Source organism: Streptomyces polygonati (assembly GCF_042650325.1).
GTDB classification, from domain to species: Bacteria; Actinomycetota; Actinomycetes; order Streptomycetales; family Streptomycetaceae; genus Actinacidiphila; species Actinacidiphila polygonati.
Genome location: NZ_JBHSBB010000003.1, coordinates 208,551 through 229,084, shown reverse-complemented (window position 1 = coordinate 229,084; position 20,534 = coordinate 208,551). Strand labels below are relative to the sequence as shown.

The following is a 20,534-nucleotide window of genomic DNA, read 5'->3' as shown; positions in this document are numbered from 1 at the left end:
CCGCGTCTCTTGTGTGGTCCTGACCGGTCGCCGTGGTCGGTGGCGCCGGTCCGGCCGGCTAGAGCGCGGGCAGTATGGCCGGGATCAGGTCCTGGAAGGTGCGGCCGTTGGCCGGGGTGCCGATCGCGGTCATCGACCAGCCGCCCTGGCCGCGCTGCACCTTCGCCATGATCTGCGCGGTGTACTGGCCGCCGCCGGTGAGGGTGTAGCGGGCGAGTTCCTGGCCGTTGGTCTCGTCCACCAGACGGCAGAACGCGTTCTGCACCTCGGCGAAGGTCTGCCCGGTGAAGGAGTTCACCGTGAAGACGATCTGGTCGACATGCACCGGCACCCGCTGGAGGTCGACCAGGATCGACTCGTCGTCGCCGCCCTGCCCGGCGCCGCCGACCACATTGTCCCCGGTGTGGCGGACGGAGCCGTCGTCGCTGGTGAGGTGGCGGAAGAACACCACGTCCACCGGCTGCTTGTCGGCGAAGAGCACAGCCGAGGCATCGAGGTCGATCTCCCGGGTACGGCTGCCGAACAGCCCGCGGCGCGGGGCGGCCTGCCAGCCGAGCCCCATCCTGACCGCGGTCAGTGATCCCCCGTCAGCCTTGTTCAGGCTGATCTTCTGACCCTTGGTCATATTGACCGTCACGCGCTGTCCCCTCTCACCCGTACGTCCTGCGGTTCGTGTCCCGACCCTAACAAGACGCCGCCCGGCGGTATCCCGGTTCGTCGCCAGGAGATTTCCGCCGATTCATGGCTGATTCCCGGGGAACGGCCCGCTGCCGCCGGCCCGCCCCCGGCAGGGACGGGCCGGGGGCGCCGGCCGCCGTCACGCGATACCGACCTCGCGCATCTGGCGCAGCTCCTTCTTCAGCTCCCCGAGTTCGTCCCTGATCCGCGCGGCGACCTCGAACTGCAGCTCGGCGGCGGCGGTGTGCATCTGATCGGTGAGCTGCGCGATGAGGTCGACGAGTTCCTCGGCGGGCAGCGACGCCTTCGAACGCTTGCCGGCCCCCTTGGCGGACAGTCCCGGCACCGGGGCCTTGCCGCGCGAGCGCTGCCGTCCGGAGCCGAGCAGTTCCTCGGTGTCGGCGTCCTCACGGGCGAAGGAGTCCAGGATGCCGGCGATCTTCTTGCGCAGCGGCTGCGGGTCCACGCCCCGCTCGGTGTTGTACGCGACCTGCTTCTCGCGGCGGCGGTTGGTCTCCTCGATGGCCTTCTCCATCGCCGGGGTGATCCGGTCGGCGTACATGTGCACCTGGCCCGAGACGTTACGGGCGGCGCGGCCGATGGTCTGGATCAGCGAGGTGCCGGAGCGCAGGAAGCCCTCCTTGTCGGCGTCGAGGATCGCGACCAGCGACACCTCGGGCAGGTCGAGGCCCTCCCGCAGCAGGTTGATGCCGACCAGGACGTCGTACTCGCCGGCCCGCAGCTCGTGCAGCAGCTCGACCCGGCGCAGCGTGTCGATGTCGCTGTGCAGATAGCGGACCTGGATGCCGAGCTCCAGCAGGTAGTCGGTGAGGTCCTCGGACATCTTCTTGGTCAAGGTGGTGACCAGGACCCGCTCGTCCCTCTCGGTGCGCAGCCGGATCTCGTGCACCAGGTCGTCGATCTGGCCCTCGGTGGGCTTGACGATCACCTCGGGGTCCACCAGGCCGGTGGGCCGGATGATCTGCTCGACCACGCCCTCGCCGCGGGACAGCTCGTACGGCCCGGGGGTCGCCGACAGGTAGACCGTCTGGCCGACGCGCTGCTGGAACTCCTCCCACTTCAGCGGGCGGTTGTCGAGCGCGGACGGCAGCCGGAAGCCGTGGTCGACCAGGGTGCGCTTGCGGGAGGCGTCCCCCTCGTACATCGCGCCGATCTGCGGCACGGTGACGTGCGACTCGTCGATGACCAGCAGGAAGTCCTCGGGGAAGTAGTCGATCAGGGTGTCGGGCGCGCTGCCCTGGCCGCGCCCGTCGATGTGCCGGGAGTAGTTCTCGATGCCGGCGCAGGTGCCGATCTGCCGCATCATCTCGATGTCGTAGGTGGTGCGCATCCGCAGCCGCTGGGCCTCCAGCAGCTTGCCCTGCTTCTCCAGCAGCGGCAGCTGCGTCTCCAGCTCCTGCTCGATGCCGGCGATGGCCCGCTCCATCCGCTCGGGTCCGGCGACGTAGTGGGTGGCGGGGAACACGTAGATCTGGCGGTCCTCGGTGATGACCTCGCCGGTCAGCGGGTGCAGGGTGTAGAGCGCCTCGATCTCGTCGCCGAACATCTCGATGCGGACGGCCAGCTCCTCGTAGACCGGGAAGATCTCGACGGTGTCGCCGCGGACCCGGAAGGTGCCGCGGCTGAAGGCCAGGTCATTGCGGGTGTACTGGATCTCGACGAATTTGCGCAGCAGCTGGTCCCGGTCGATGACGTCGCCCACATTGAGCCGGACCATGCGGTCGATGTACTCCTGCGGGGTGCCCAGGCCGTAGATGCAGGACACGGAGGCGACCACGACCACGTCACGCCGGGTGAGCAGCGAGTTGGTGGCGGAGTGGCGCAGCCGCTCCACCTCCTCGTTGATCGAGGAGTCCTTCTCGATGTAGGTGTCGGTCTGCGGGACGTACGCCTCGGGCTGGTAGTAGTCGTAGTACGAGACGAAGTACTCCACCGCGTTGTTCGGCAGCAGCTCCCGGAACTCATTGGCCAGCTGGGCGGCCAGTGTCTTGTTCGGCGCCATCACCAGGGTGGGGCGCTGGAGCCGCTCGATCATCCAGGCGGTGGTCGCGGACTTGCCCGTACCGGTCGCACCGAGCAGCACCACATTCTGCTCACCTGCGAGAATGCGCTTTTCCAGGTCGGTGATGGCGGTCGGCTGGTCACCGCTGGGCTGGTAGGGACTGACGACCTCGAAGGGCGCCACACTGCGTTCGATGTCTGATACGGGCCGCATGAGTCAACGGTACGACGCCCCACCGACAATCGTCCGTGCCCGCTTCCGCCCCCGGCTGTCGGACCCCCGCCCTAGGCTTGTCGGCGTGACGGATCTTGGGTGGACGGTGATGGACGCGCCGATCGGGCCGCTGCTGCTGGGCGGGACGGAGCAGGGGCTGGCGCTGGTGTGCTTCCGGGCGGAGGGGGCGACGGTGGAGCGGGCCCTGGAGTCGGCCGGGCGGCGGCTGGGCCGCTCCCCGGTGGCGGACGCGGAGCGTCTCGCGCCGGTCACCGAGCAGTTCGACGCGTACTTCGACGGGACGCTGCGGGAGTTCTCGCTGGAGCTGGACTGGTCGCTGGTCACCGGCTTCGCCCGGCGGGTGCTGCGCGAGCTCGCCGCAGGCGTGCCGTACGGGGCGGTGGTGGGCTACCAGGATCTGGCCGACCGGGTGCGCGAGCCGGGCGCGGCCCGCGCGGTGGGGGTCGCGATGGGATCCAACCCGCTGCCGGTGGTCGTGCCGTGCCACCGGGTGATCGAGAGCGACGGCGGCATAGGCGGCTTCGGCGGCGGGCTGGAGATCAAGCGCTCGCTGCTGGCCCTGGAGGGTGTGCTGCCCGCGCCGCTGTTCTGACCGGTCCGCCCGGGCGGTCCCTGTGCCCCGCTCCTCATTCCTCCGGGCTGCGGGGGTCCGGGACGGCCGCCGGGGAGCCGGTGGGGAGCTCGGCCGGAGCCGCCCTGTCGAGTTCGGCGGGCGCGGCGTCGGCGGCGGGCTCCACCGCGGGGGGCGCCGGAGCGGGCTGGGCGGGCTGGGCCGCCGGGGCGGGTGCGGGCGGCGGCGCGGGCTGGGGGCTCTGGCCGGCCCGGTCGAAGAAGCGCAGCATCTCCACCGGGAAGGGCATCACCAGGGTGGAGTTCTTCTCGGCGGCGACCTCGACCACGGTCTGCAGCAGCCGCAGCTGGAGGGCCGAGGGATTGGCGTCCATGGTCTGCGCCGCCTCGGACAGCTTCTGTGACGCCTGGAGCTCGCCGTCGGCGGTGATGATGCGGGCCCGCCGCTCGCGGTCCGCCTCGGCCTGCCGGGCCATGGACCGCTTCATCGACTCCGGCAGCGTCACATCCTTGATCTCCACCCGGTCGATGTGCACACCCCAGCCGGTCGCGGGCGTGGACAGCATCAGCTCCAGCCCCTCGTGCAGCCGCTCCCGGCCGGACAGCAGATCGTCCAGGTCGCTCTTGCCGATGATGGACCGCAGGGAGGTCTGGGCAACCTGGAGCATCGCGAACTGGTAGTTCTGCACGTCCACCGTGGCGCGGATCGGGTCCACCACCCGGAAGTACAGCACCGCGTCCACCCGTACCGACACATTGTCCCGGGTGATGCCATCCTGAGCGGGCACCGGCATGGTGATGACCTGCATATTGACCTTGGTCATCCGGTCGGCGAAGGGCAGCAGCAGACGCGGCCCGGGCTCCTTCGGCAGCCGATTGACGCGGCCGAAGCGGTAGATCACCCCGCGTTCGTACTCCTTGACGATCCGCAGACTGCTCGGCAGCACGATCAGGCCGAGTACCGCGACGACGATCAGCAGGATGACGACGGCTTCCATGTCCCGCTCCGCTCCCCTTGACTGGCAAGGGTGTGAAGATACTGACGAATGCCGGGCCGTGCGGGGGCGACGGCGATTTTCCGGCGGGGAGCTGTGAGGATCAGCTCGGGTCGAAGCGGGCGGCGGCCAGATAGTCCGGGCGCGGGTCGAGCGCGGCGGCCAGCCGGAAGTGGCGCTTGGCCTCATCGGCGCGGTTGGAGCGCTCCAGGGTGCGGGCGAGCGCGAAGTGCGCGAACGCGTTGTCCGGCTCGCGCTCCAGCACGATCTGGAACTCCAGCTCGGCTGGCCGCAGTTGGGCCGCCGCGAAGAAGGCGCGGGCACGCAGCAGCCGGGCCGCGGTGTTCTCGGGGTGTGCGGCGATCACCGGGTCGAGGAGCTTGACCGCGCCGCGCGGGTCGCGCGCGGCGAGCAGCTGCTCGGCGGCGCGATAGTCGATGACGTGCGTTTCCGGGGTGCGTTTGGGCAAAGCCGCCTCCCTGTATCGGGGCACGGATGACGACTGGGTCGTCCGATTTCAGATACCCCAACGCGTCCGGCCGCAATCACATTCCCCCGCGGGAGGCGCCGCGGGAGACGGCGAGCAGGCCGCCCGGCCGTTCAGCGCTGCTCGCGCAGCCGGTCCCACACCGCGCGGACCTGGGGTTCCAGCGCTTCCAGCGGGCCGTCGTTGTCGATCACGAAGGTCGCCAGGGCCAGGCGCTGCTCGCGGGTGGCCTGGGCGGCGATGCGGGCCCGGGCGTCGTCCTCGGTCATGCCGCGCAGCCGGACCAGCCGGTCGAGCTGGGTGGCGGGGTCGGCGTCCACCACGACGACCTGGTCGTAGCGGCCGGCCAGGCCGTTCTCGGTGAGCAGCGGGACGTCGTGCAGCACGATGTCGTCGGGTCCGGCGGCCTGCTGGAGTTCGGCGGCGCGGCGGCCGACCAGCGGGTGCATGATCGCGTTGAGCGCCTTGCGGCGGTCCTCGTCGCCGAAGACGATCGCGCCGAGCGCCGGGCGGTCCAGCGTGCCGTCGGGCCGGAGGATCCGCTCGCCGAACTCGGCGACCACCGCGGCCAGTCCCTCGGTGCCGGGCTCCACCACTTCGCGGGAGATGCGGTCGGCGTCGATCAGCACCGCGCCGTACGAGGCGAGCAGTCGCGACACCTCGCTCTTGCCGGCGCCGATGCCGCCGGTCAGCCCCACTGTCAGCATGGCGGACAGCCTACGGGGTGCCGGCGGGCGGTCAGCGGCCGTCGTCCTCGCGGTCGGCGAGGAATCGTTCGAACTCGGCGGCGAGGTCGTCGGCCGAGGGCAGGTCGACGGACTCGGCGATCAGATTCTCCCGGCTCTGCGTGCCGGCGACCGCGTCGTACTGGCTTTCCAGGCCGCGCACCACCGAGACGAGCTCGCTGTCGCCCTCGGCCACCTGGCGGTCGATCTCGACCCGCACCGTATGTGCCTCGTTGCGCAGCGCGTGGGCGATCTCGGGCAGCACCAGGCCGGTGGCGGCGGTGATGGTCTCCAGCACCGCGAGCGCCGCGTCCGGATACGGCGAGCGGGCCAGATAGTGCGGTACGTGGGCGGCGACTCCCAGCACGTCCCGGCCGGCTTCGGCCAGGCGCAGCTCGATCAGGGAGGCGGCGCTGCCGGGCACCTGCGCCTCGTCGAACCAGGCGCGGTGGCCGGGCATCAGATCCACCCGGTTGCCGTGCGGGGTCAGGCCGACCGGGCGGGTGTGCGGGACACCCATCGGGATGCCGTGGAAGTTGATGGACAGCCGCACGCCGAGGCGCTCGACGACCTGGAGCACCGCGGTGCTGAAGCGCTCCCACTCCACGTCCGGCTCGGAGCCGGCCAGCAGCAGGAAGGGGGTGCCGGTGGTGTCCTTGACGAGGTAGAGGTCGATCTCCGGCGCCTCGTAGGCGGACCAGTGGTCGCGCTCGAAGGTCATCAGCGGGCGGCGCGCCCGGTAGTCGACCAGGCGGTCGGCGTCGAAACTCGCGATCAGCTGGTTGTCGAGGCGGTCCAGCAGTTGGCGGGCGATCTGCTCGCCGGTCTCGCCGGCGTCCATATAGCCCTCGAAGTAATAGAGCAGTACCGGCCCGGTGTCACCGACCGCCTCATCGACGGCCTCGGCCCCGCCCGGCACGTACTCGTACAGTCCTTGCGGATCCAGCACGGTGATCGTCCTCCTCGCTCTGTGTCACCCACAACGAACGGAACCTGCTCGCCATTCCCCGCCGCCCCACCCGAAGGGGTGGTTCGCGGCCGGGGATTCGGCGTCTGTCGCGCTCTCCTGGATCGAACGGCGGGTGGAACGCACCGCGGGTCCGCACCCCCCGAAAGGGGTGCGGACCCGCGGTCACCGCTGGGTGTCCTGGATCAGGACTGGCCGCCCGCGAGCTTCTCGCGGAGGGCGGCGAGGGCCTCGTCGGAGGCCAGGGCACCGGAGGTGTCCTCGGACTCCGAGGAGTACGAGCCGCCGCCACCGCCGCCACCGGCGGCCGGGGCGGGAGTCGCGGAGCCGGCTTCGGCCGCCGCCTGCTCGTCGGCCTCGCGGGACTTGATGACCTGCGCCTGGTGCTGCTCGAAGCGGGTCTGAGCCGTGGCGTACTGGCCCTCCCACTCCTCGCGCTGCTTCTCGTAGCCCTCGAGCCAGTCGTTGGTCTCGGGGTCGAAGCCCTCGGGGTAGATGTAGTTGCCCTGGTCGTCGTAGGACGCGGCCATGCCGTACAGGGTCGGGTCGAACTCGACCGAGGCCGGGTCGGCGCCGAACGACTCGTTCGCCTGCTTGAGCGACAGCGAGATACGGCGGCGCTCCAGGTCGATGTCGATGACCTTGACGAAGATCTCGTCGTTGACCTGGACGACCTGCTCCGGGATCTCCACGTGGCGCTCGGCCAGCTCGGAGATGTGCACCAGGCCCTCGATGCCCTCGTCCACCCGGACGAACGCGCCGAACGGAACCAGCTTGGTGACCTTGCCGGGGACGACCTGCCCGATCTGGTGGGTCCGGGCGAACTGCTGCCACGGGTCTTCCTGGGTCGCCTTCAGCGACAGGGAGACGCGCTCGCGGTCCATGTCCACGTCCAGGACCTCGACCGTGACCTCCTGGCCGACCTCGACGACCTCGGAGGGGTGGTCGATGTGCTTCCAGGACAGCTCGGAGACGTGCACCAGGCCGTCGACACCGCCGAGGTCGACGAACGCACCGAAGTTGACGATGGAGGAGACGACGCCGGAGCGCACCTGACCCTTCTGCAGGGTGGTGAGGAAGGTCTGGCGGACCTCGCTCTGGGTCTGCTCCAGCCAGGCACGGCGGGACAGGACCACGTTGTTGCGGTTCTTGTCCAGCTCGATGATCTTCGCCTCGAGCTCCTTGCCCACATAGGGCTGGAGGTCGCGCACCCGGCGCATCTCCACGAGCGAGGCGGGCAGGAAGCCGCGCAGGCCGATGTCGAGGATGAGACCACCCTTGACGACCTCGATGACGGTACCGGTGACGATGCCGTCCTCTTCCTTGATCTTCTCGATCGTGCCCCACGCGCGTTCGTACTGCGCACGCTTCTTCGAGAGGATCAGGCGACCTTCCTTGTCCTCCTTCTGAAGGACAAGGGCCTCGATCTCATCGCCCACCTTGACGACCTCATTGGGGTCGACATCGTGCTTGATGGAGAGCTCGCGGGAGGGGATGACACCTTCGGTCTTGTAACCGATGTCGAGCAGGACCTCGTCCCGGTCGACCTTCACGATGACGCCGTCGACGATGTCGCCGTCGTTGAAGTACTTGATCGTCTCGTCGATCGCCGCGAGGAAGGCTTCCTCGTTGCCGATGTCGTTGACCGCCACCTGCGGGGTGGTACGAGGGGCCTCGGTGCTGCTCGTCATTAGGGAAAGGACTCCGGTACGGACAGTAAGTCGTAGGTACTGCTACGCCGGGAACCCTTTTCGCTCCCTGCCGAATTCCGGACGGCCACCATGGGCCGAGAGGTCTGCGACAGATCCGAGCGCGGCCTGCTAGGTCTGAGGCGCGCAGGCTCGCAGCGCAACTTGTAGCATACGGGGGCGGCCGTGCACGGTCAATGCACGAAGAGCGCACGACGCGCGTAACGGACCGAACCGGAGCAACTCGCCCACCCGCAGGTCTTCTCAGAGAGTACGACGACTGCCGCGATGATCCAAGCACCCGAACCTGAAGCTACCCGTCGTATTGCCGGTATCGGCGAGAGCAGCCGCGCGAACCGCCACTGGTGGGACCGCAACGCGGACGACTACCAACTGGAGCACGGCGAGTTCCTGGGCGACGCCCGCTTCGTCTGGGGCCCGGAAGGACTGGACGAGGCGGACGCCGGGCTGCTGGGGCCGGCCGCCGGGCTCAAGGACCTGGCGGTACTGGAGATCGGCGCGGGCGCCGCGCAGTGCTCCCGCTGGCTGGCCGCCCGCGGCGCCCGCCCGGTGGCGCTCGACCTGTCACGGCGCCAGCTCCAGCACGCCCGGCGGATCGACGAGGAAGTCCCGGGCGGGCCGGTGCGGCTGGTGCAGGCCGACGCCGGCGCGCTCCCCTTCGCCGACGCCTCCTTCGACCTGGCCTGCTCCGCGTACGGCGCGCTGCCGTTCGTCGCGGACAGCGCGCGCGTGATGCGGGAGGTGCGGCGGGTGCTGCGGCCCGGCGGGCGTTGGGTCTTCTCGGTCACCCACCCGGTGCGCTGGGCCTTCCCCGACGAGCCGGGCCCCGACGGCCTGACCGCCGCCAGCTCCTACTTCGACCGCACCCCGTACGTCGAGCAGGACGACCGCGGGATCGCCGTCTACGTCGAGCACCACCGCACCCTCGGCGACCGGGTCCGGGAGATCGCGGCGGCCGGTCTGCGCCTGGTCGACCTGGTCGAGCCGGAATGGCCGGCCTGGAACGAGCAGGAGTGGGGCGGCTGGTCCCCGCTGCGCGGCCGGCTGCTGCCGGGCACCGCGATCTTCGTCTGCGTCGCGGAATGACGCGGCCGGCGCCGTCCGCGGTGAGCGGCCCGCCCGCGACGGCACGGAGGTGACCGGCGGCGGCCCCGGCGCCGCGCTGCGCGCCGAAGGGCACGCGCTGCCGGTCGCCTCGGCGGTGCCCGCGCTGCTCGCCGCGCTGCGGGACTCCGGCCGCGCGGTGCTGTCCGCGCCGCCCGGCACCGGCAAGACGACCCTGGTCCCGCTGCTGATCGCCGGGTCCACCGGCGGCCGGGTCCTGGTGGCCGAACCGCGGCGGATGGCGGCGCGGGCCGCCGCCCGCCGGATGGCGTGGCTGCTGGGCGAGGAGGTGGGCGGCACCGTCGGCTTCACCGTGCGGGGTGAACGCCGGGTCTCGGCCCGCACCACCGTCGAGGTGGTCACCACCGGTGTGCTGCTGCAACGCCTGCAACGGGACCCCGAACTCGGCGGTGTCGGCACGGTGATGCTGGACGAATGCCATGAACGGCATCTGGACGCGGACACCGCGATGGCGTTCCTGCTGGACGTACGGGCGGTGCTGCGGCCGGAGTTGCGGCTGCTGGCCGCGTCCGCCACCACCGACACGGGCGCGTGGGCGGCGCTGCTCGGCGGTCCGGACGGCCCGGCGGCGCCGGTGGTCGAGGCGCACGGCGTGCCGCACCCGGTGACCGTGCGCTGGGCCCCGCCGCCCCGGCCGGTCCGCCCGCCGCACGGCATGCGCGTGGACCCGGCGCTGCTGGAGCACGTGGCCGCGACGGTACGGCGGGCCCTGCGGGAGGACGACGGCGATGTGCTGTGCTTCCTGCCCGGCACCGGCGAGATCGCCCGGGTCGCCGGGATGCTCGGCGGCGCGGGTGTGGAGGTCCTGCAACTGCACGGCCGGGCGCCGGCCGCCGTGCAGGACGCCGCGCTCGCGCCCGGGGACCGGCGCCGGGTGCTGCTGGCGACCTCGGTGGCGGAGTCCAGCCTGACCGTGCCCGGGGTACGGATCGTGGTGGACAGCGGGCTGGCCCGCGAACCGCGGATGGACCACGCCCGCGGGCTCGGCGCGCTCACCACCGTCCGGGCCTCGCGGGCCGCCGCGGACCAGCGGGCGGGGCGCGCCGGGCGTGAGGGGCCGGGCACGGTGCACCGCTGCTGGGCCGAGGCGGAGCACGGGCGGCTGCCGGCCCGCCCGGCGCCCGAGATCGCCCTGGCCGACCTCACCGCCTTCGCGCTGCAGACCGCCTGCTGGGGCGACCCCGACGCGAGCGGACTGGCCCTGCTCGACGCCCCGCCCGGCGGCGCGCTGGCCGCCGCCCGCGCCACCCTGCGCGATCTGGGCGCCGTCGACGCGGCCGGCCACGCCACTTCCCGGGGCCGCCGCCTGACGCATGTGGGCCTGCACCCCCGTCTCGCCCGCGCCCTGCTCGACGCCGCCCCGGTCACCGGCCCGGGCCGCGCCGCCGAGATCACCGCGCTGCTCTCCGAGGAACTGCCCGCCTCGTACGGCTCGGACCTCGCGGCCGCCTGGCGGGCGGTGCGCCGGAGCACGGACGCGTACACCGGGCGCTGGCGCGGTGAGGCGCGGCGCCTGGAGGCGGCGCTGCGCGCCGACGAGCCGGACGGCGACAGGGGCGGGGGCGGCGGAGGCGGCGCCCGGAGCGGCGCGGTCACCGATGACACCGCCGCCGGGCTCGTCGTCGCCCTCGCCTTCCCCGAGCGGGTGGCGCGGCGGCGCGGGCCGGGGACGTATCTGATGGTGGGCGGCACCGCGGCCGAGGTGACCGGCGCGATCGGCGAGACGCCGTGGATCGCGGTGGCCGTCGCGGACCGCGGCGTGGGCAGGGCGGCGGCGCGGGTACGGGTGGCCGCCGCGGTGGACGAGGAGACCGCGCGGACCGCCGCGGCCGGACTGCTGGCGGCCTACGAGGAGGTGCGCTGGCGGGACGGGGACGTGGTGGCCCGCCGGGTGGAGCGGCTGGGCGCGGTCGAGCTGGCGGCCTCGCCGCTGCGGCGGCCCGACCGGGCGGCGGTGCGGGCCGCGCTCGTCGAGGGCCTGAGAGCCGAGGGCACCGGGCTGCTGCGCTGGTCCCGCGACGCCCAGGACGTACGGCAGCGCATCGCCTTCCTGCACCGGGTGCTCGGCGAGCCGTGGCCGGACGTGTCGGAGGGCGCGCTGCTGGCGCGGGCCGAGGAGTGGCTGGGCCCGGAGCTCACCGCGGCCCGCCGCCGGGCCGATCTGGAGCGGGCGGACGCCGGCGCCGCGCTGAACCGGCTGCTGCCGTGGGCGAGCGGCCAGGCCGGCCGGTTCGCCCAACTGGCCCCGGAGCGGCTGGAGGTGCCCAGCGGTTCCCGGATCAGGCTGGACTACGGGGGCGAGCAGCCGGTGCTGGCGGTCAAGCTGCAGGAGCTGTTCGGGCTGCGGGAGACCCCGCGCGTGGCGGGGGTACCGGTGCTGGTGCACCTGCTGTCGCCCGCCGGACGGCCAGCGGCGGTGACCGCGGATCTGGCGTCCTTCTGGCGCGAGGGCTATCGGTCGGTGCGGGCGGAGTTGCGCGGCCGCTATCCCCGGCACCCGTGGCCGGAGGATCCCTCGACGGCCACCCCGACCCGCCGAACGAACAACCCCCGCCGCTGAGCGACGGGGGTTGCCGGCTGCCGGTGTGGGAGCGGTGCGTCAGCGCGGGGCCTTGGTGACCGCCGCCTCCGTCCCGGTCGGCGACGGCGTGGGGCTGTCCGTCGGCGTGTCCGTGGCGCAAGGGTCGGGCGTCGGTGTGGCGGTGTCCGTGGGCGACGGCGAGACGCTGTCGGTCGGGGTGGGGGTCGGGGTGTCCGTCGGGCAGCCCGGCGTGGTCGGGGTGGCGGTGGGCGAATCGGTCGCCGTGGGCGTCCCGGTGGTCGGCGTGCCGGTCGGGCTTCCCGAGGTCGGGCTGGTCGTCGGCGTACCGGTCGGGCTGGCGGTCGGCGACACGGTGGGCGTCGGGGAGGAGCTGCCGCCGGCCGGCCCGCTCGGAGTGGGCGAGGCTGAGGGGGACACCGACGGGGTGGGCGAAGAGCTGGGCGACGGGCTGGTGGACGGCCTCGGCGTGCTCGGCGGCGGCGGGATGATCCCGGGGCCGGGCGTACCGGAGCGGTCCGGCACCGAGACGGCGCCGCCGGCCAGGAAGTGCTCGTACCAGGACCTCACCAGGTCCAGGTAGGCCTGCGAGTGGTTGTAGCCGAGGATGGCCCGGTCCATCTCCTGCGGGACGGCGAGGTCACGGCCGTCGGCGCACAGGTAGCGGCCCGCGGCGAGCGCGGCGTCGTAGACGTTGTTGGGGTCGCGGACCCCGTCGCCGTTGCCGTCGGCGCCCCAGGTCTCCCAGGTGGAGGGGATGAACTGCATCGGCCCCACCGCCCGGTCGTGCAGCGGGTCGCCGTCGTAGCGGCCGTTGTCGGTGTCGCTGATGTTCGCGAAGCCGTCGCCGTTCAGCACCGGGCCGAGGATCGGTGAGTAGGTGGTGCCGTTCGCGTCGACCGCGCCGCCGCGGGCCTGCCCCGACTCCACCTGGCCTATCGCGGCCAGGAGTTGCCACGGCAGATGGCAGCCCGGGTCGCTCGCGGCGAGGTCCGCCTCGGCGCGCTGATAGGCCGCCAGCACGGTCGTCGGCAGGCTCGCCCCGCCGGGCGACACCGTCAGCGACGAACCGCCGGTCGTGCCCGGCGGCACCGGGGCGAGCGGCACCGTCGGCGTGTTCAGCGGCGGGACCTCGGTGATGTACGGCGAACCGCCGTCGATCTCCGGGCCGGCCGGTGCGCCGTCGGCGAGCTGCTGCTGATCCTGTGCGGCGGCATGCGTGTGGGCCACCGGGAGAAACCCGGGTCCCTGTGAAGCGCTGAGCGCGGCCATGGCCGCCGCGGCCACCGCCGTCCCGGCCGCTGTTCTGCGAAGTCTCCGGCCGTACCGCCGCGCCGACATATCGCGGTCCCTCCCACGTACGAGATGCGCGCGCGTCCCGGCGCGACAACTCGGTTGACCCTACGGCAACTTCCTGGCCCAAACCACAGTCCGGCGGCGATACACAGGGTACGAATCAGCACAATTGCCCATCCCTCCGGGTCTGGGGAGGGACCTTTCACCGAGGGGACGCGACTCGTTCACACAGACATCGCGCAGCACCGGCCCGGAGGTGCCAACCATGCACCTCCGGGGCGGCGCGGAGCCGGTGCGTCGGCCCACCGTCAGCTCGGCGCTCGGCTCGGCTCAGCGGGTCGGCGGCTCGACGTCGGCGGGCGGCTCAGTGCGCCGCCGACTCCCAGTCCCGGCCGACGCCCACCGAGACGTCCAGCGGCGCCCGGAGCGGATACGCCCCGGACATCTCCCGGCGCACCAGCTCCTCGACCTTCTCCCGCTCCCCCGGGGCGACTTCGAGCACGATCTCGTCGTGCACCTGGAGCAGCATCCGCGAGGACAGCTCCTCCTTCGCCAGCGCGTCGGCCACCCGCAGCATCGCGATCTTCACGATGTCCGCCGCCGAACCCTGGATCGGGGCGTTCAGTGCCATCCGCTCGGCCATCTCACGCCGCTGCCGGTTGTCACTGGTGAGATCGGGAAGATAGCGGCGCCGTCCGAGCAGGGTCTCGGTGTAACCGATGATCCGGGCCTCCTCCACCGCCCGGCGCAGATAGTCCCGCACCCCGCCGAACCGCTCGAAGTACGTCTCCATCAGCACCCGGGCCTCGGCCGCGTCGATCCCCAGCTGCTGCGACAGCCCGAAGGCCGACAGCCCGTAGGCCAGCCCGTACGACATCGCCTTGATCTTGCGGCGCATCTCCGGGTCCACCTTGTCCCGCTCCACCGAGAACACCTGCGAGCCGACCGTGGTGTGCAGATCCTCACCGGTGGTGAACGCGGCGATCAGTCCCGCGTCCTGCGACAGGTGCGCCATCACCCGCAGCTCGATCTGACTGTAGTCGGCGGTCAGCAGCGACTCGTAGCCCTCCCCGACCACGAAGCCGCGCCGGATCGCCCGGCCCTCGTCCGTACGCACCGGGACATTCTGCAGATTGGGGTCGGTGGACGACAGGCGGCCGGTGGCGGCGACGATCTGGCTGAAGGTGGTGTGCACCCGCCCGTCCGGCGCCACCGACTTGACCAGGCCCTCCACGGTGACCCGCAGCTTGGCCTGCTCACGGTGCCGCAGCATGATCACCGGCAGCTCGTGATCGGTCTGCCCGGCCAACCAGGCCAGCGCGTCCGCGTCGGTCGTGTAACCCGTCTTGGTCTTCTTGGTCCTGGGCAGCGCCAGCTCGCCGAACAGCACCTCCTGGAGCTGCTTGGGCGAGCCCAGGTTGAACTCGTGGCCGACCGAGGCGTGCGCCTCGCCCACCGCGTGCTGCACCGCGGCGGCGAACTGCTGCTCCAGACCCTCCAGATGGGGCCGGTCGGCGGCGATACCCGCACGCTCCATCCGCGCCAGCAGCGCCGATGTGGGCAGCTCCACCTCGTGCAGCAGCTCGACGGCCCCGACCTCCGAGAGCCGCTCGGCGAACACCGCGCCCAGATCCAGCACCGTACGGGCCTGCACCATCAGCGCCTCGGCAGCGGCGGACTCCTCGTCGTCCCCCTCCTCACCGAAGGCCAGCTGCCCGCTCCCGGTGTCGGCCGGCGCCAGCTCGCGGCCCAGATACTCCACCGACAGCACGTCCAGCGCGAAGGAACGGCGCCCCGGCTTGATCAGATACGCCGCCAGCGCGGTGCACATGGTGATGCCCTCGATCCGCCAGCCCTGCTCGGCGAACACCCGCGTCACATTCTTCGCGTTGTGCACCACCTTCGGGGCGTCCGGATCGGCCAGCCATGCCGCGAAGGCCTTGTCGTCGGCCTCGTCCAGCCGCGACGGATCGAACCAGGCCGCGTCCTGCGCGGAGGCCATCGCCACCGCCGAGACACTGCCGCTGCCCAGCTCCCAGGTGTCCACCGTGGACAGCCCGAGGGTCGCGCCGGCGTGCTGGTCGAGCCACTGCGGCAGATCGCCCGCCGCCAGCAGCGTCCCGTCCACCGCGATGCCCTCGGCGACCGCCTCCTCCACCAGTTGCGCGCCCGGATCGGCCGCGAACAGCCGCTCCCGGAAATTGGGATTGCGGAACTCCAGCACGTCCAGCACCCCGCCGAGCGCGGTGCGGTCGTACGGCTCCCGCGCCAGGTCGGCCGCCGTGGCCGACAGCGCGACCTCGCGGTCCAGCTCCGTCAGCCGCCGGTTCAGCTTCACCGCGTCCAGATGGGCCCGCAGATTCTCCCCCGCCTTGCCCTTCACCTCGTCCGCCCGCTCGCACAGCTCCGCGAACGACCCGAACTGCGTGATCCACTTCGCGGCGGTCTTCTCCCCCACCCCCGGGATGCCGGGCAGATTGTCCGAGGGGTCGCCCCGCAGCGCGGCGAAGTCCGGATACTGCCGCGGGGTCAGTCCGTACTTCTCCACCACCTTCTCCGGGGTGAAGCGGGTCAGCTCGGAGACACCCTTGGTCGGATACAGCACCGTCACGTTGTCCGAGACCAGCTGGAAGGCGTCCCGGTCGCCGGTGACGATCAGCACCTCGTGGCCCAGCGCCTCGGCCTGGGTGGCCAGGGTCGCGATGACGTCGTCCGCCTCGAAGCCCTCCACCGCGAACCGGCGCACCGCCATCGCGTCCAGCAGCTCCCCGATCAGCTCGACCTGGCTGCGGAACTCGTCCGGTGTCTTCGTACGCGTCGCCTTGTACTCCGGATACTCGTCGAACCGCCAGGTCTTCCGGGAGACGTCGAACGCGACCGCCAGATGCGTGGGCTGCTCGTCACGCAGCGTGTTCGCCAGCATCGAGGTGAAGCCGTAGATGGCGTTCGTCGGCTGACCCGTGGACGTGTTGAAATTCTCCACCGGCAACGCGTAGAACGCGCGATAGGCCAGCGAATGTCCGTCCAGCAGCAGCAGCCGGGGGCGGTCGGTCGTCGTCTTCGTTGCTTTCTCTGCCACCCCTCGATCCTCCCACGCGGGTCCGACAACCGGCCGCCACCGAGGGTTGTCCACAGTTCTCCACAAGGCACCGGTCACCACCGCGCGGCTACGTGGCAGGGTAGGAGACATGGCGAAGAAGCCGCCGATCGGCGACCCCGTACAGGACGCACCGCACGTCGGTGCGCCGAAGCACGCCGCCGCGGGGCTGCCCGCGATCGGGCACACCGCGAAGATCGCCGGAGCCCAGATGGGCGCCCGGCGAGCCACCCTCACCCTGCTCAAGGTCAACCAGAAGGACGGCTTCGACTGCCCCGGCTGCGCTTGGCCCGAGGGCGAGCGCCGGCACACCTTCGAATTCTGCGAGAACGGCGCCAAGGCCGTCGCCGAGGAAGCCACCCTCCGCCGGGTCGGCCCCGACTTCTTCGCCGCCCACCCCGTCGCCGACCTCGCCCACCGCAGCGGGTACTGGCTGGGCCAGCAGGGCCGCATCACCCAGCCCGTGTACCTCCCCGAAGGCGGCACCCACTACGAAGCCATCCCCTGGGAGCGCGCCTTCGCGCTGATCGCCGACGAGCTGACGGCGCTGGACACCCCCGACGAAGCCGTCTTCTACACCTCGGGCCGCACCAGCAACGAAGCGGCTTTCCTCTTCCAGCTCTTCGCCCGCGAATTCGGCACCAACAACCTGCCGGACTGCTCCAACATGTGCCACGAATCGTCGGGCTCGGCACTCACCGAGACCCTCGGCGTCGGCAAGGGCAGCGTCCTGCTCGAAGACCTCTACCAAGCCGAACTCATCATCGTCGCGGGTCAGAATCCCGGCACCAACCATCCCCGGATGCTGACCGCGCTGGAGAAGGCCAAGCGCGGCGGCGCGAAGATCGTCACCGTCAATCCGCTGCCCGAAGCCGGCCTGGAGCGCTTCCGCAACCCGCAGACCGCGGCCGGCCTGGTCGGCCCGGGCACCGCGCTCAGCGATCTGCACCTGCCGATCAGACTCGGCGGCGACCAGGCGCTCTTCCGCGCCCTCGGCCGGCTCCTCATCGAAGCCGACGCCCTCGACGACGACTTCATCGCCACCCACACCCATGGCTTCGACAGCTACAGGGACGCAGCGCTCAGCACCGACTGGGACGAAGTACAGCGGGCCACCGGGCTCGACCGCGGCCGGATCGACGAGCTCTTCGCCCTTGTGCTGGGTGCGAAGAGCACCGTCGTGTGCTGGGCCATGGGCCTCACCCAGCACAAGCACGCCGTCCCCACCATCCGCGAAGTCGTCAACTTCCTGCTGCTGCGCGGCAATGTCGGCCGCCCCGGCGCCGGCGTCTGCCCCGTCCGCGGCCACTCCAACGTCCAGGGCGACCGCACCATGGGCATCGTCGAACGCCCACCGGCCGCCTTCCTCGACGCCCTGCGGCGGGAATTCGGCTTCGAGCCGCCCCGCGCCCACGGCTACGACGTGGTGCGCGCCATACGCGCCCTGCGCGACGGCGCCGCCAAGGTCTTCTTCGCCATGGGCGGCAACTTCGTCGCCGCCTCCCCCGACACCGAGGTCACCGAAGCCGCCATGCGCCGGGCCCGCCTCACCGTGCACGTCTCGACCAAGCTCAACCGCTCCCACGCCGTCACCGGCGCCCGCGCCCTGATCCTCCCCACCCTCGGCCGCACCGAGAAGGACCGGCAGACCGGCGGCGACCAATTCGTCACCGTCGAGGACTCCATGGGCATGGTCCACGCCTCGCACGGCGGCCTCGCCCCCGCCTCACCGCACCTGCTGTCCGAGACCGCCATCGTCGCCCGGCTCGCCCGCGCGGTGTTCGGCGACCGCAGCACCGTGCCCTGGGCGGAGTTCGAAGGGGACTACGACCTGATCCGCGAGCGCATCGCCCGGGTCGTCCCCGGCTTCGCCGACTTCAACACCCGCGTCCGGCGCCCCGGCGGCTTCACCCTCCCCCACGCCCCCCGCGACTCGCGCACCTTCCCCACCGCCACCGGCAAGGCCAACTTCACCGCCGCGGCCGTCGAGTACCCCGCCGTCCCCGAGGGCCGCCTGCTGCTGCAGACCATCCGCTCCCACGACCAGTACAACACCACGATCTACGGCCTCGACGACCGCTACCGGGGCATCACCGGCGGCCGGCGCGTCGTCCTGCTGCACCCCGACGACGCCACCGCCGCCGGACTCGCCGACGGCGACTACACCGACCTCGTCAGCGAATGGACCGACGGCACCGAGCGCCGAGCCGACGGCTTCCGTGTCGTCCACTACCCCACCCCGCGCGGCTGCGCCGCCGCCTACTACCCCGAGACCAACGTCCTCGTCCCGCTCGACCACACCGCCGACACCAGCAACACCCCCGCCTCCAAATCCGTCGTCATCCGGCTGGAGCGCCCGCACCCGCCGCGCCCCTGAGCACCCCGATCCGATAGAAACTCCCCAACAGCCACGGACCAGCCGCCGACCAACGGAGCCACCTCATGGGCGAGCAGACCATCACCACCGTCTTCCCCGCGGAAGTCCTCCAGCAGTACGCCGACCTCGGCGTGGAACTCCCCGCCCTCTTCTCCGGCGGCGATCTCGGCGAGCGCATGGGCATCCGGGTCCTCGAAGCGTCCCCCGACAAAGTGGTCGGCACCATGCCCGTCGAGGGCAACACCCAGCCCTACGGCCTGCTGCACGGCGGCGCCTCCGCCGTACTGGCCGAAACCCTCGGCTCGGTCGGCGCGATGCTGCACGGCGGCCCCACCAAGATCGCGGTCGGCGTCGACCTCAACGCCACCCACCACCGGGGCCTGCGCACCGGCACCGTCACCGGCACCGCCACCCCCGTCCATCGCGGCCGCTCGTCGGCCACCTACGAGATCGTCATCACCGACGAGTCCGACAAACGCATCTGCACCGCCCGCCTCACCTGCATGCTCCGCCCCACCACAGCCGGCGCGACCACCCAGACCCCGGCGTCCTAGCACCGGTGCCGGCTTGACCGGACGTGGATCCATGGACGTGCCAGGCGCGAAAGGCCGCTCGGGACATAGCGGTTGGCCGGCTAGACGAACGCGGACCGCGGCCCTCGGCGCAGGACTGATGGCGTCGCGCCGGATATCGAGGCCGTCCCGCACCCTCACCGGGGTGGACGAGAGGCACGGGTGAACTGCCTTATCGAGGGGTTCACCCGGTGCAGCGTTACTGCTGGAGCAACGCTCACCTTGGAAATGAAGGTAAAGTGCCCCGGGTCGGACTCGAACCGACACTGGATGGGTTTTGAATCCATTGCCTGCTGCCAATTGGGCTACCGGGGCCCCGCGAAACAGAGGATAGCCTACTACCTCCGCGCCCCAACCCTAGCCGAGCTGGGTAGGCTCTAAGAGCAGGTCCCGTCATGAACCGAGGAGCACCGTGAGCGCCCCCGATGAGTCCGCCACCCCCCAGGACGAGCAGCCGCCGCAGGTCGAGAAGCAGGCGGAGCCGGAGACTGAGAAGTCGCATGTGCCGCCTTTGACGACCAGGGTCGTCATCGCTGAGGACGAGGCGCTGATCCGGCTGGATTTGAAGGAGATGCTGGAGGAGGAGGGGTACTCCGTCGTCGGGGAGGCCGGGGACGGGGAGACGGCGGTGAAGCTCGCCGAGGAGCACCGGCCGGATCTGGTGATCCTGGATGTGAAGATGCCGGTGCTGGACGGAATCTCGGCGGCCGAGCGCATCGCCGGGGAGAAGTTGGCGCCGGTGCTGATGCTGACGGCCTTCTCGCAGCGGGAGTTGGTGGAGCGGGCCAGGGACGCCGGGGCGATGGCGTATCTGGTGAAGCCCTTCACGAAGAGCGATCTGGTGCCGGCCATCGAGATGGCGGTGAGCCGCTTCCAGGAGCTGCGCGCGCTGGAGTCGGAGATCGCTGATCTGTCGCTGCGTCTGGAGACGCGGAAGCTGGTGGACCGGGCGAAGAGCGTGTTGCAGACGAAGTACGGGTTGTCGGAGCCGGCCGCTTTCCGGTGGATCCAGAAGACGTCGATGGACCGGCGGATGTCGATGCAGGCGGTCGCGCAGGCCGTGATCGACGAGGTCGCCGAGAAGTAGCCCCTGGCGGACCGCGCTGTCGCGACAGGCGGAAGGGCCCGTACCCATGGTGG

The 20,534-nt window shown here is 71.6% G+C and carries 15 protein-coding genes and 1 tRNA gene; 6 read left to right on the top strand and 10 right to left on the bottom strand.

Annotated features, from left to right (window positions below; translation table 11 throughout):
- Positions 1 to 58: 58 nt before the first annotated feature.
- Together ACFO3J_RS02970 and uvrB are read right to left on the bottom strand one after the other, a co-directional pair.
- Complete coding sequence (locus tag ACFO3J_RS02970) at positions 59 to 637, bottom strand: TerD family protein (protein WP_386425826.1); 579 nt, start codon at positions 635 to 637, stop codon at positions 59 to 61.
- Positions 638 to 817: 180 nt separating this feature from the next.
- Complete coding sequence (uvrB, locus tag ACFO3J_RS02965) at positions 818 to 2,914, bottom strand: excinuclease ABC subunit UvrB (protein WP_386425825.1); 2,097 nt, start codon at positions 2,912 to 2,914, stop codon at positions 818 to 820.
- Positions 2,915 to 3,023: 109 nt separating this feature from the next.
- Here uvrB and ACFO3J_RS02960 point away from each other — a divergent pair, with 109 nt between their 5' ends.
- Complete coding sequence (locus tag ACFO3J_RS02960; protein ID WP_386426035.1) at positions 3,024 to 3,527, top strand: methylated-DNA--[protein]-cysteine S-methyltransferase; 504 nt, start codon at positions 3,024 to 3,026, stop codon at positions 3,525 to 3,527.
- A 34-nt stretch (positions 3,528 to 3,561) separates the two neighbouring features.
- Here ACFO3J_RS02960 and ACFO3J_RS02955 read toward each other — a convergent pair whose 3' ends face one another.
- The 5 genes from ACFO3J_RS02955 to rpsA all read right to left on the bottom strand — a co-directional run bounded on the left by ACFO3J_RS02955 (position 3,562) and on the right by rpsA (position 8,370).
- The gene (locus ACFO3J_RS02955) at positions 3,562 to 4,503 is read right to left on the bottom strand and encodes a slipin family protein (protein WP_386425823.1); all 942 of its coding nucleotides are present in this window, start codon (positions 4,501 to 4,503) and stop codon (positions 3,562 to 3,564) included.
- A gap of 100 nt (positions 4,504 to 4,603) precedes the next feature.
- A complete protein-coding gene (locus tag ACFO3J_RS02950) occupies positions 4,604 to 4,969 on the bottom strand; it encodes a tetratricopeptide repeat protein (RefSeq protein WP_386425821.1) in 366 nt (121 codons plus the stop codon).
- A gap of 131 nt (positions 4,970 to 5,100) precedes the next feature.
- A complete protein-coding gene (coaE, locus tag ACFO3J_RS02945; RefSeq protein WP_386425819.1) occupies positions 5,101 to 5,694 on the bottom strand; it encodes a dephospho-CoA kinase in 594 nt (197 codons plus the stop codon).
- A gap of 31 nt (positions 5,695 to 5,725) precedes the next feature.
- Positions 5,726 to 6,661 carry a PAC2 family protein gene (locus tag ACFO3J_RS02940; RefSeq protein WP_386425818.1) on the bottom strand — a complete coding sequence of 312 codons (936 nt, stop codon included), beginning with the start codon at positions 6,659 to 6,661 and terminating at the stop codon, positions 5,726 to 5,728.
- Positions 6,662 to 6,864: 203 nt separating this feature from the next.
- Complete coding sequence (gene rpsA / locus ACFO3J_RS02935; protein WP_386425816.1) at positions 6,865 to 8,370, bottom strand: 30S ribosomal protein S1; 1,506 nt, start codon at positions 8,368 to 8,370, stop codon at positions 6,865 to 6,867.
- A 285-nt stretch (positions 8,371 to 8,655) separates the two neighbouring features.
- Between rpsA and ACFO3J_RS02930 the strand changes: the two genes are divergently transcribed.
- Complete coding sequence (locus ACFO3J_RS02930; protein ID WP_386425814.1) at positions 8,656 to 9,474, top strand: class I SAM-dependent methyltransferase; 819 nt, start codon at positions 8,656 to 8,658, stop codon at positions 9,472 to 9,474.
- A 49-nt stretch (positions 9,475 to 9,523) separates the two neighbouring features.
- Complete coding sequence (gene hrpB / locus ACFO3J_RS02925) at positions 9,524 to 12,073, top strand: ATP-dependent helicase HrpB (protein ID WP_386425811.1); 2,550 nt, start codon at positions 9,524 to 9,526, stop codon at positions 12,071 to 12,073.
- Between the two features lie 39 nt (positions 12,074 to 12,112).
- On the opposite strand, the gene ACFO3J_RS02920 is transcribed toward hrpB, so the two are convergent.
- Together ACFO3J_RS02920 and polA are read right to left on the bottom strand one after the other, a co-directional pair.
- Positions 12,113 to 13,282, bottom strand: a complete 1,170-nt coding sequence (locus ACFO3J_RS02920) for a lytic transglycosylase domain-containing protein (protein WP_386425808.1) — start codon at positions 13,280 to 13,282, stop codon at positions 12,113 to 12,115.
- A 430-nt stretch (positions 13,283 to 13,712) separates the two neighbouring features.
- Positions 13,713 to 16,427 carry a DNA polymerase I gene (gene polA, locus ACFO3J_RS02915; RefSeq protein ID WP_386425805.1) on the bottom strand — a complete coding sequence of 905 codons (2,715 nt, stop codon included), beginning with the start codon at positions 16,425 to 16,427 and terminating at the stop codon, positions 13,713 to 13,715.
- A 109-nt stretch (positions 16,428 to 16,536) separates the two neighbouring features.
- On the opposite strand from polA, the gene ACFO3J_RS02910 reads away from it, so the two are divergent.
- The gene (locus ACFO3J_RS02910; protein ID WP_386425803.1) at positions 16,537 to 18,822 is read left to right on the top strand and encodes an FdhF/YdeP family oxidoreductase; all 2,286 of its coding nucleotides are present in this window, start codon (positions 16,537 to 16,539) and stop codon (positions 18,820 to 18,822) included.
- A gap of 65 nt (positions 18,823 to 18,887) precedes the next feature.
- Positions 18,888 to 19,376, top strand: coding sequence for a PaaI family thioesterase (locus ACFO3J_RS02905; RefSeq protein WP_386425800.1), 489 nt, complete (start codon positions 18,888 to 18,890; stop codon positions 19,374 to 19,376).
- A 258-nt stretch (positions 19,377 to 19,634) separates the two neighbouring features.
- Here ACFO3J_RS02905 and ACFO3J_RS02900 read toward each other — a convergent pair.
- Positions 19,635 to 19,709, bottom strand: a tRNA-Leu gene (locus ACFO3J_RS02900).
- 187 nt (positions 19,710 to 19,896) lie between these two features.
- On the opposite strand from ACFO3J_RS02900, the gene ACFO3J_RS02895 reads away from it, so the two are divergent.
- A complete protein-coding gene (locus ACFO3J_RS02895) occupies positions 19,897 to 20,481 on the top strand; it encodes an ANTAR domain-containing response regulator (protein WP_386426033.1) in 585 nt (194 codons plus the stop codon).
- The last annotated feature ends 53 nt before the right edge of the window (positions 20,482 to 20,534 follow it).

Bases quoted from the DNA above. Each gene is read 5' to 3' on its own strand.
- coaE (WP_386425819.1), bottom strand. From the start codon at position 5,694: ATGCTGACAGTGGGGCTGACCGGCGGCATCGGCGCCGGCAAGAGCGAG.
- ACFO3J_RS02955 (WP_386425823.1), bottom strand. From the start codon at position 4,503: ATGGAAGCCGTCGTCATCCTGCTGATCGTCGTCGCGGTACTCGGCCTG.
- ACFO3J_RS02905 (WP_386425800.1), top strand. From the start codon at position 18,888: ATGGGCGAGCAGACCATCACCACCGTCTTCCCCGCGGAAGTCCTCCAG.
- rpsA (WP_386425816.1), bottom strand. From the start codon at position 8,370: ATGACGAGCAGCACCGAGGCCCCTCGTACCACCCCGCAGGTGGCGGTC.
- ACFO3J_RS02930 (WP_386425814.1), top strand. From the start codon at position 8,656: ATGATCCAAGCACCCGAACCTGAAGCTACCCGTCGTATTGCCGGTATC.
- ACFO3J_RS02960 (WP_386426035.1), top strand. From the start codon at position 3,024: ATGGACGCGCCGATCGGGCCGCTGCTGCTGGGCGGGACGGAGCAGGGG.
- uvrB (WP_386425825.1), bottom strand. From the start codon at position 2,914: ATGCGGCCCGTATCAGACATCGAACGCAGTGTGGCGCCCTTCGAGGTC.
- ACFO3J_RS02910 (WP_386425803.1), top strand. From the start codon at position 16,537: ATGGCGAAGAAGCCGCCGATCGGCGACCCCGTACAGGACGCACCGCAC.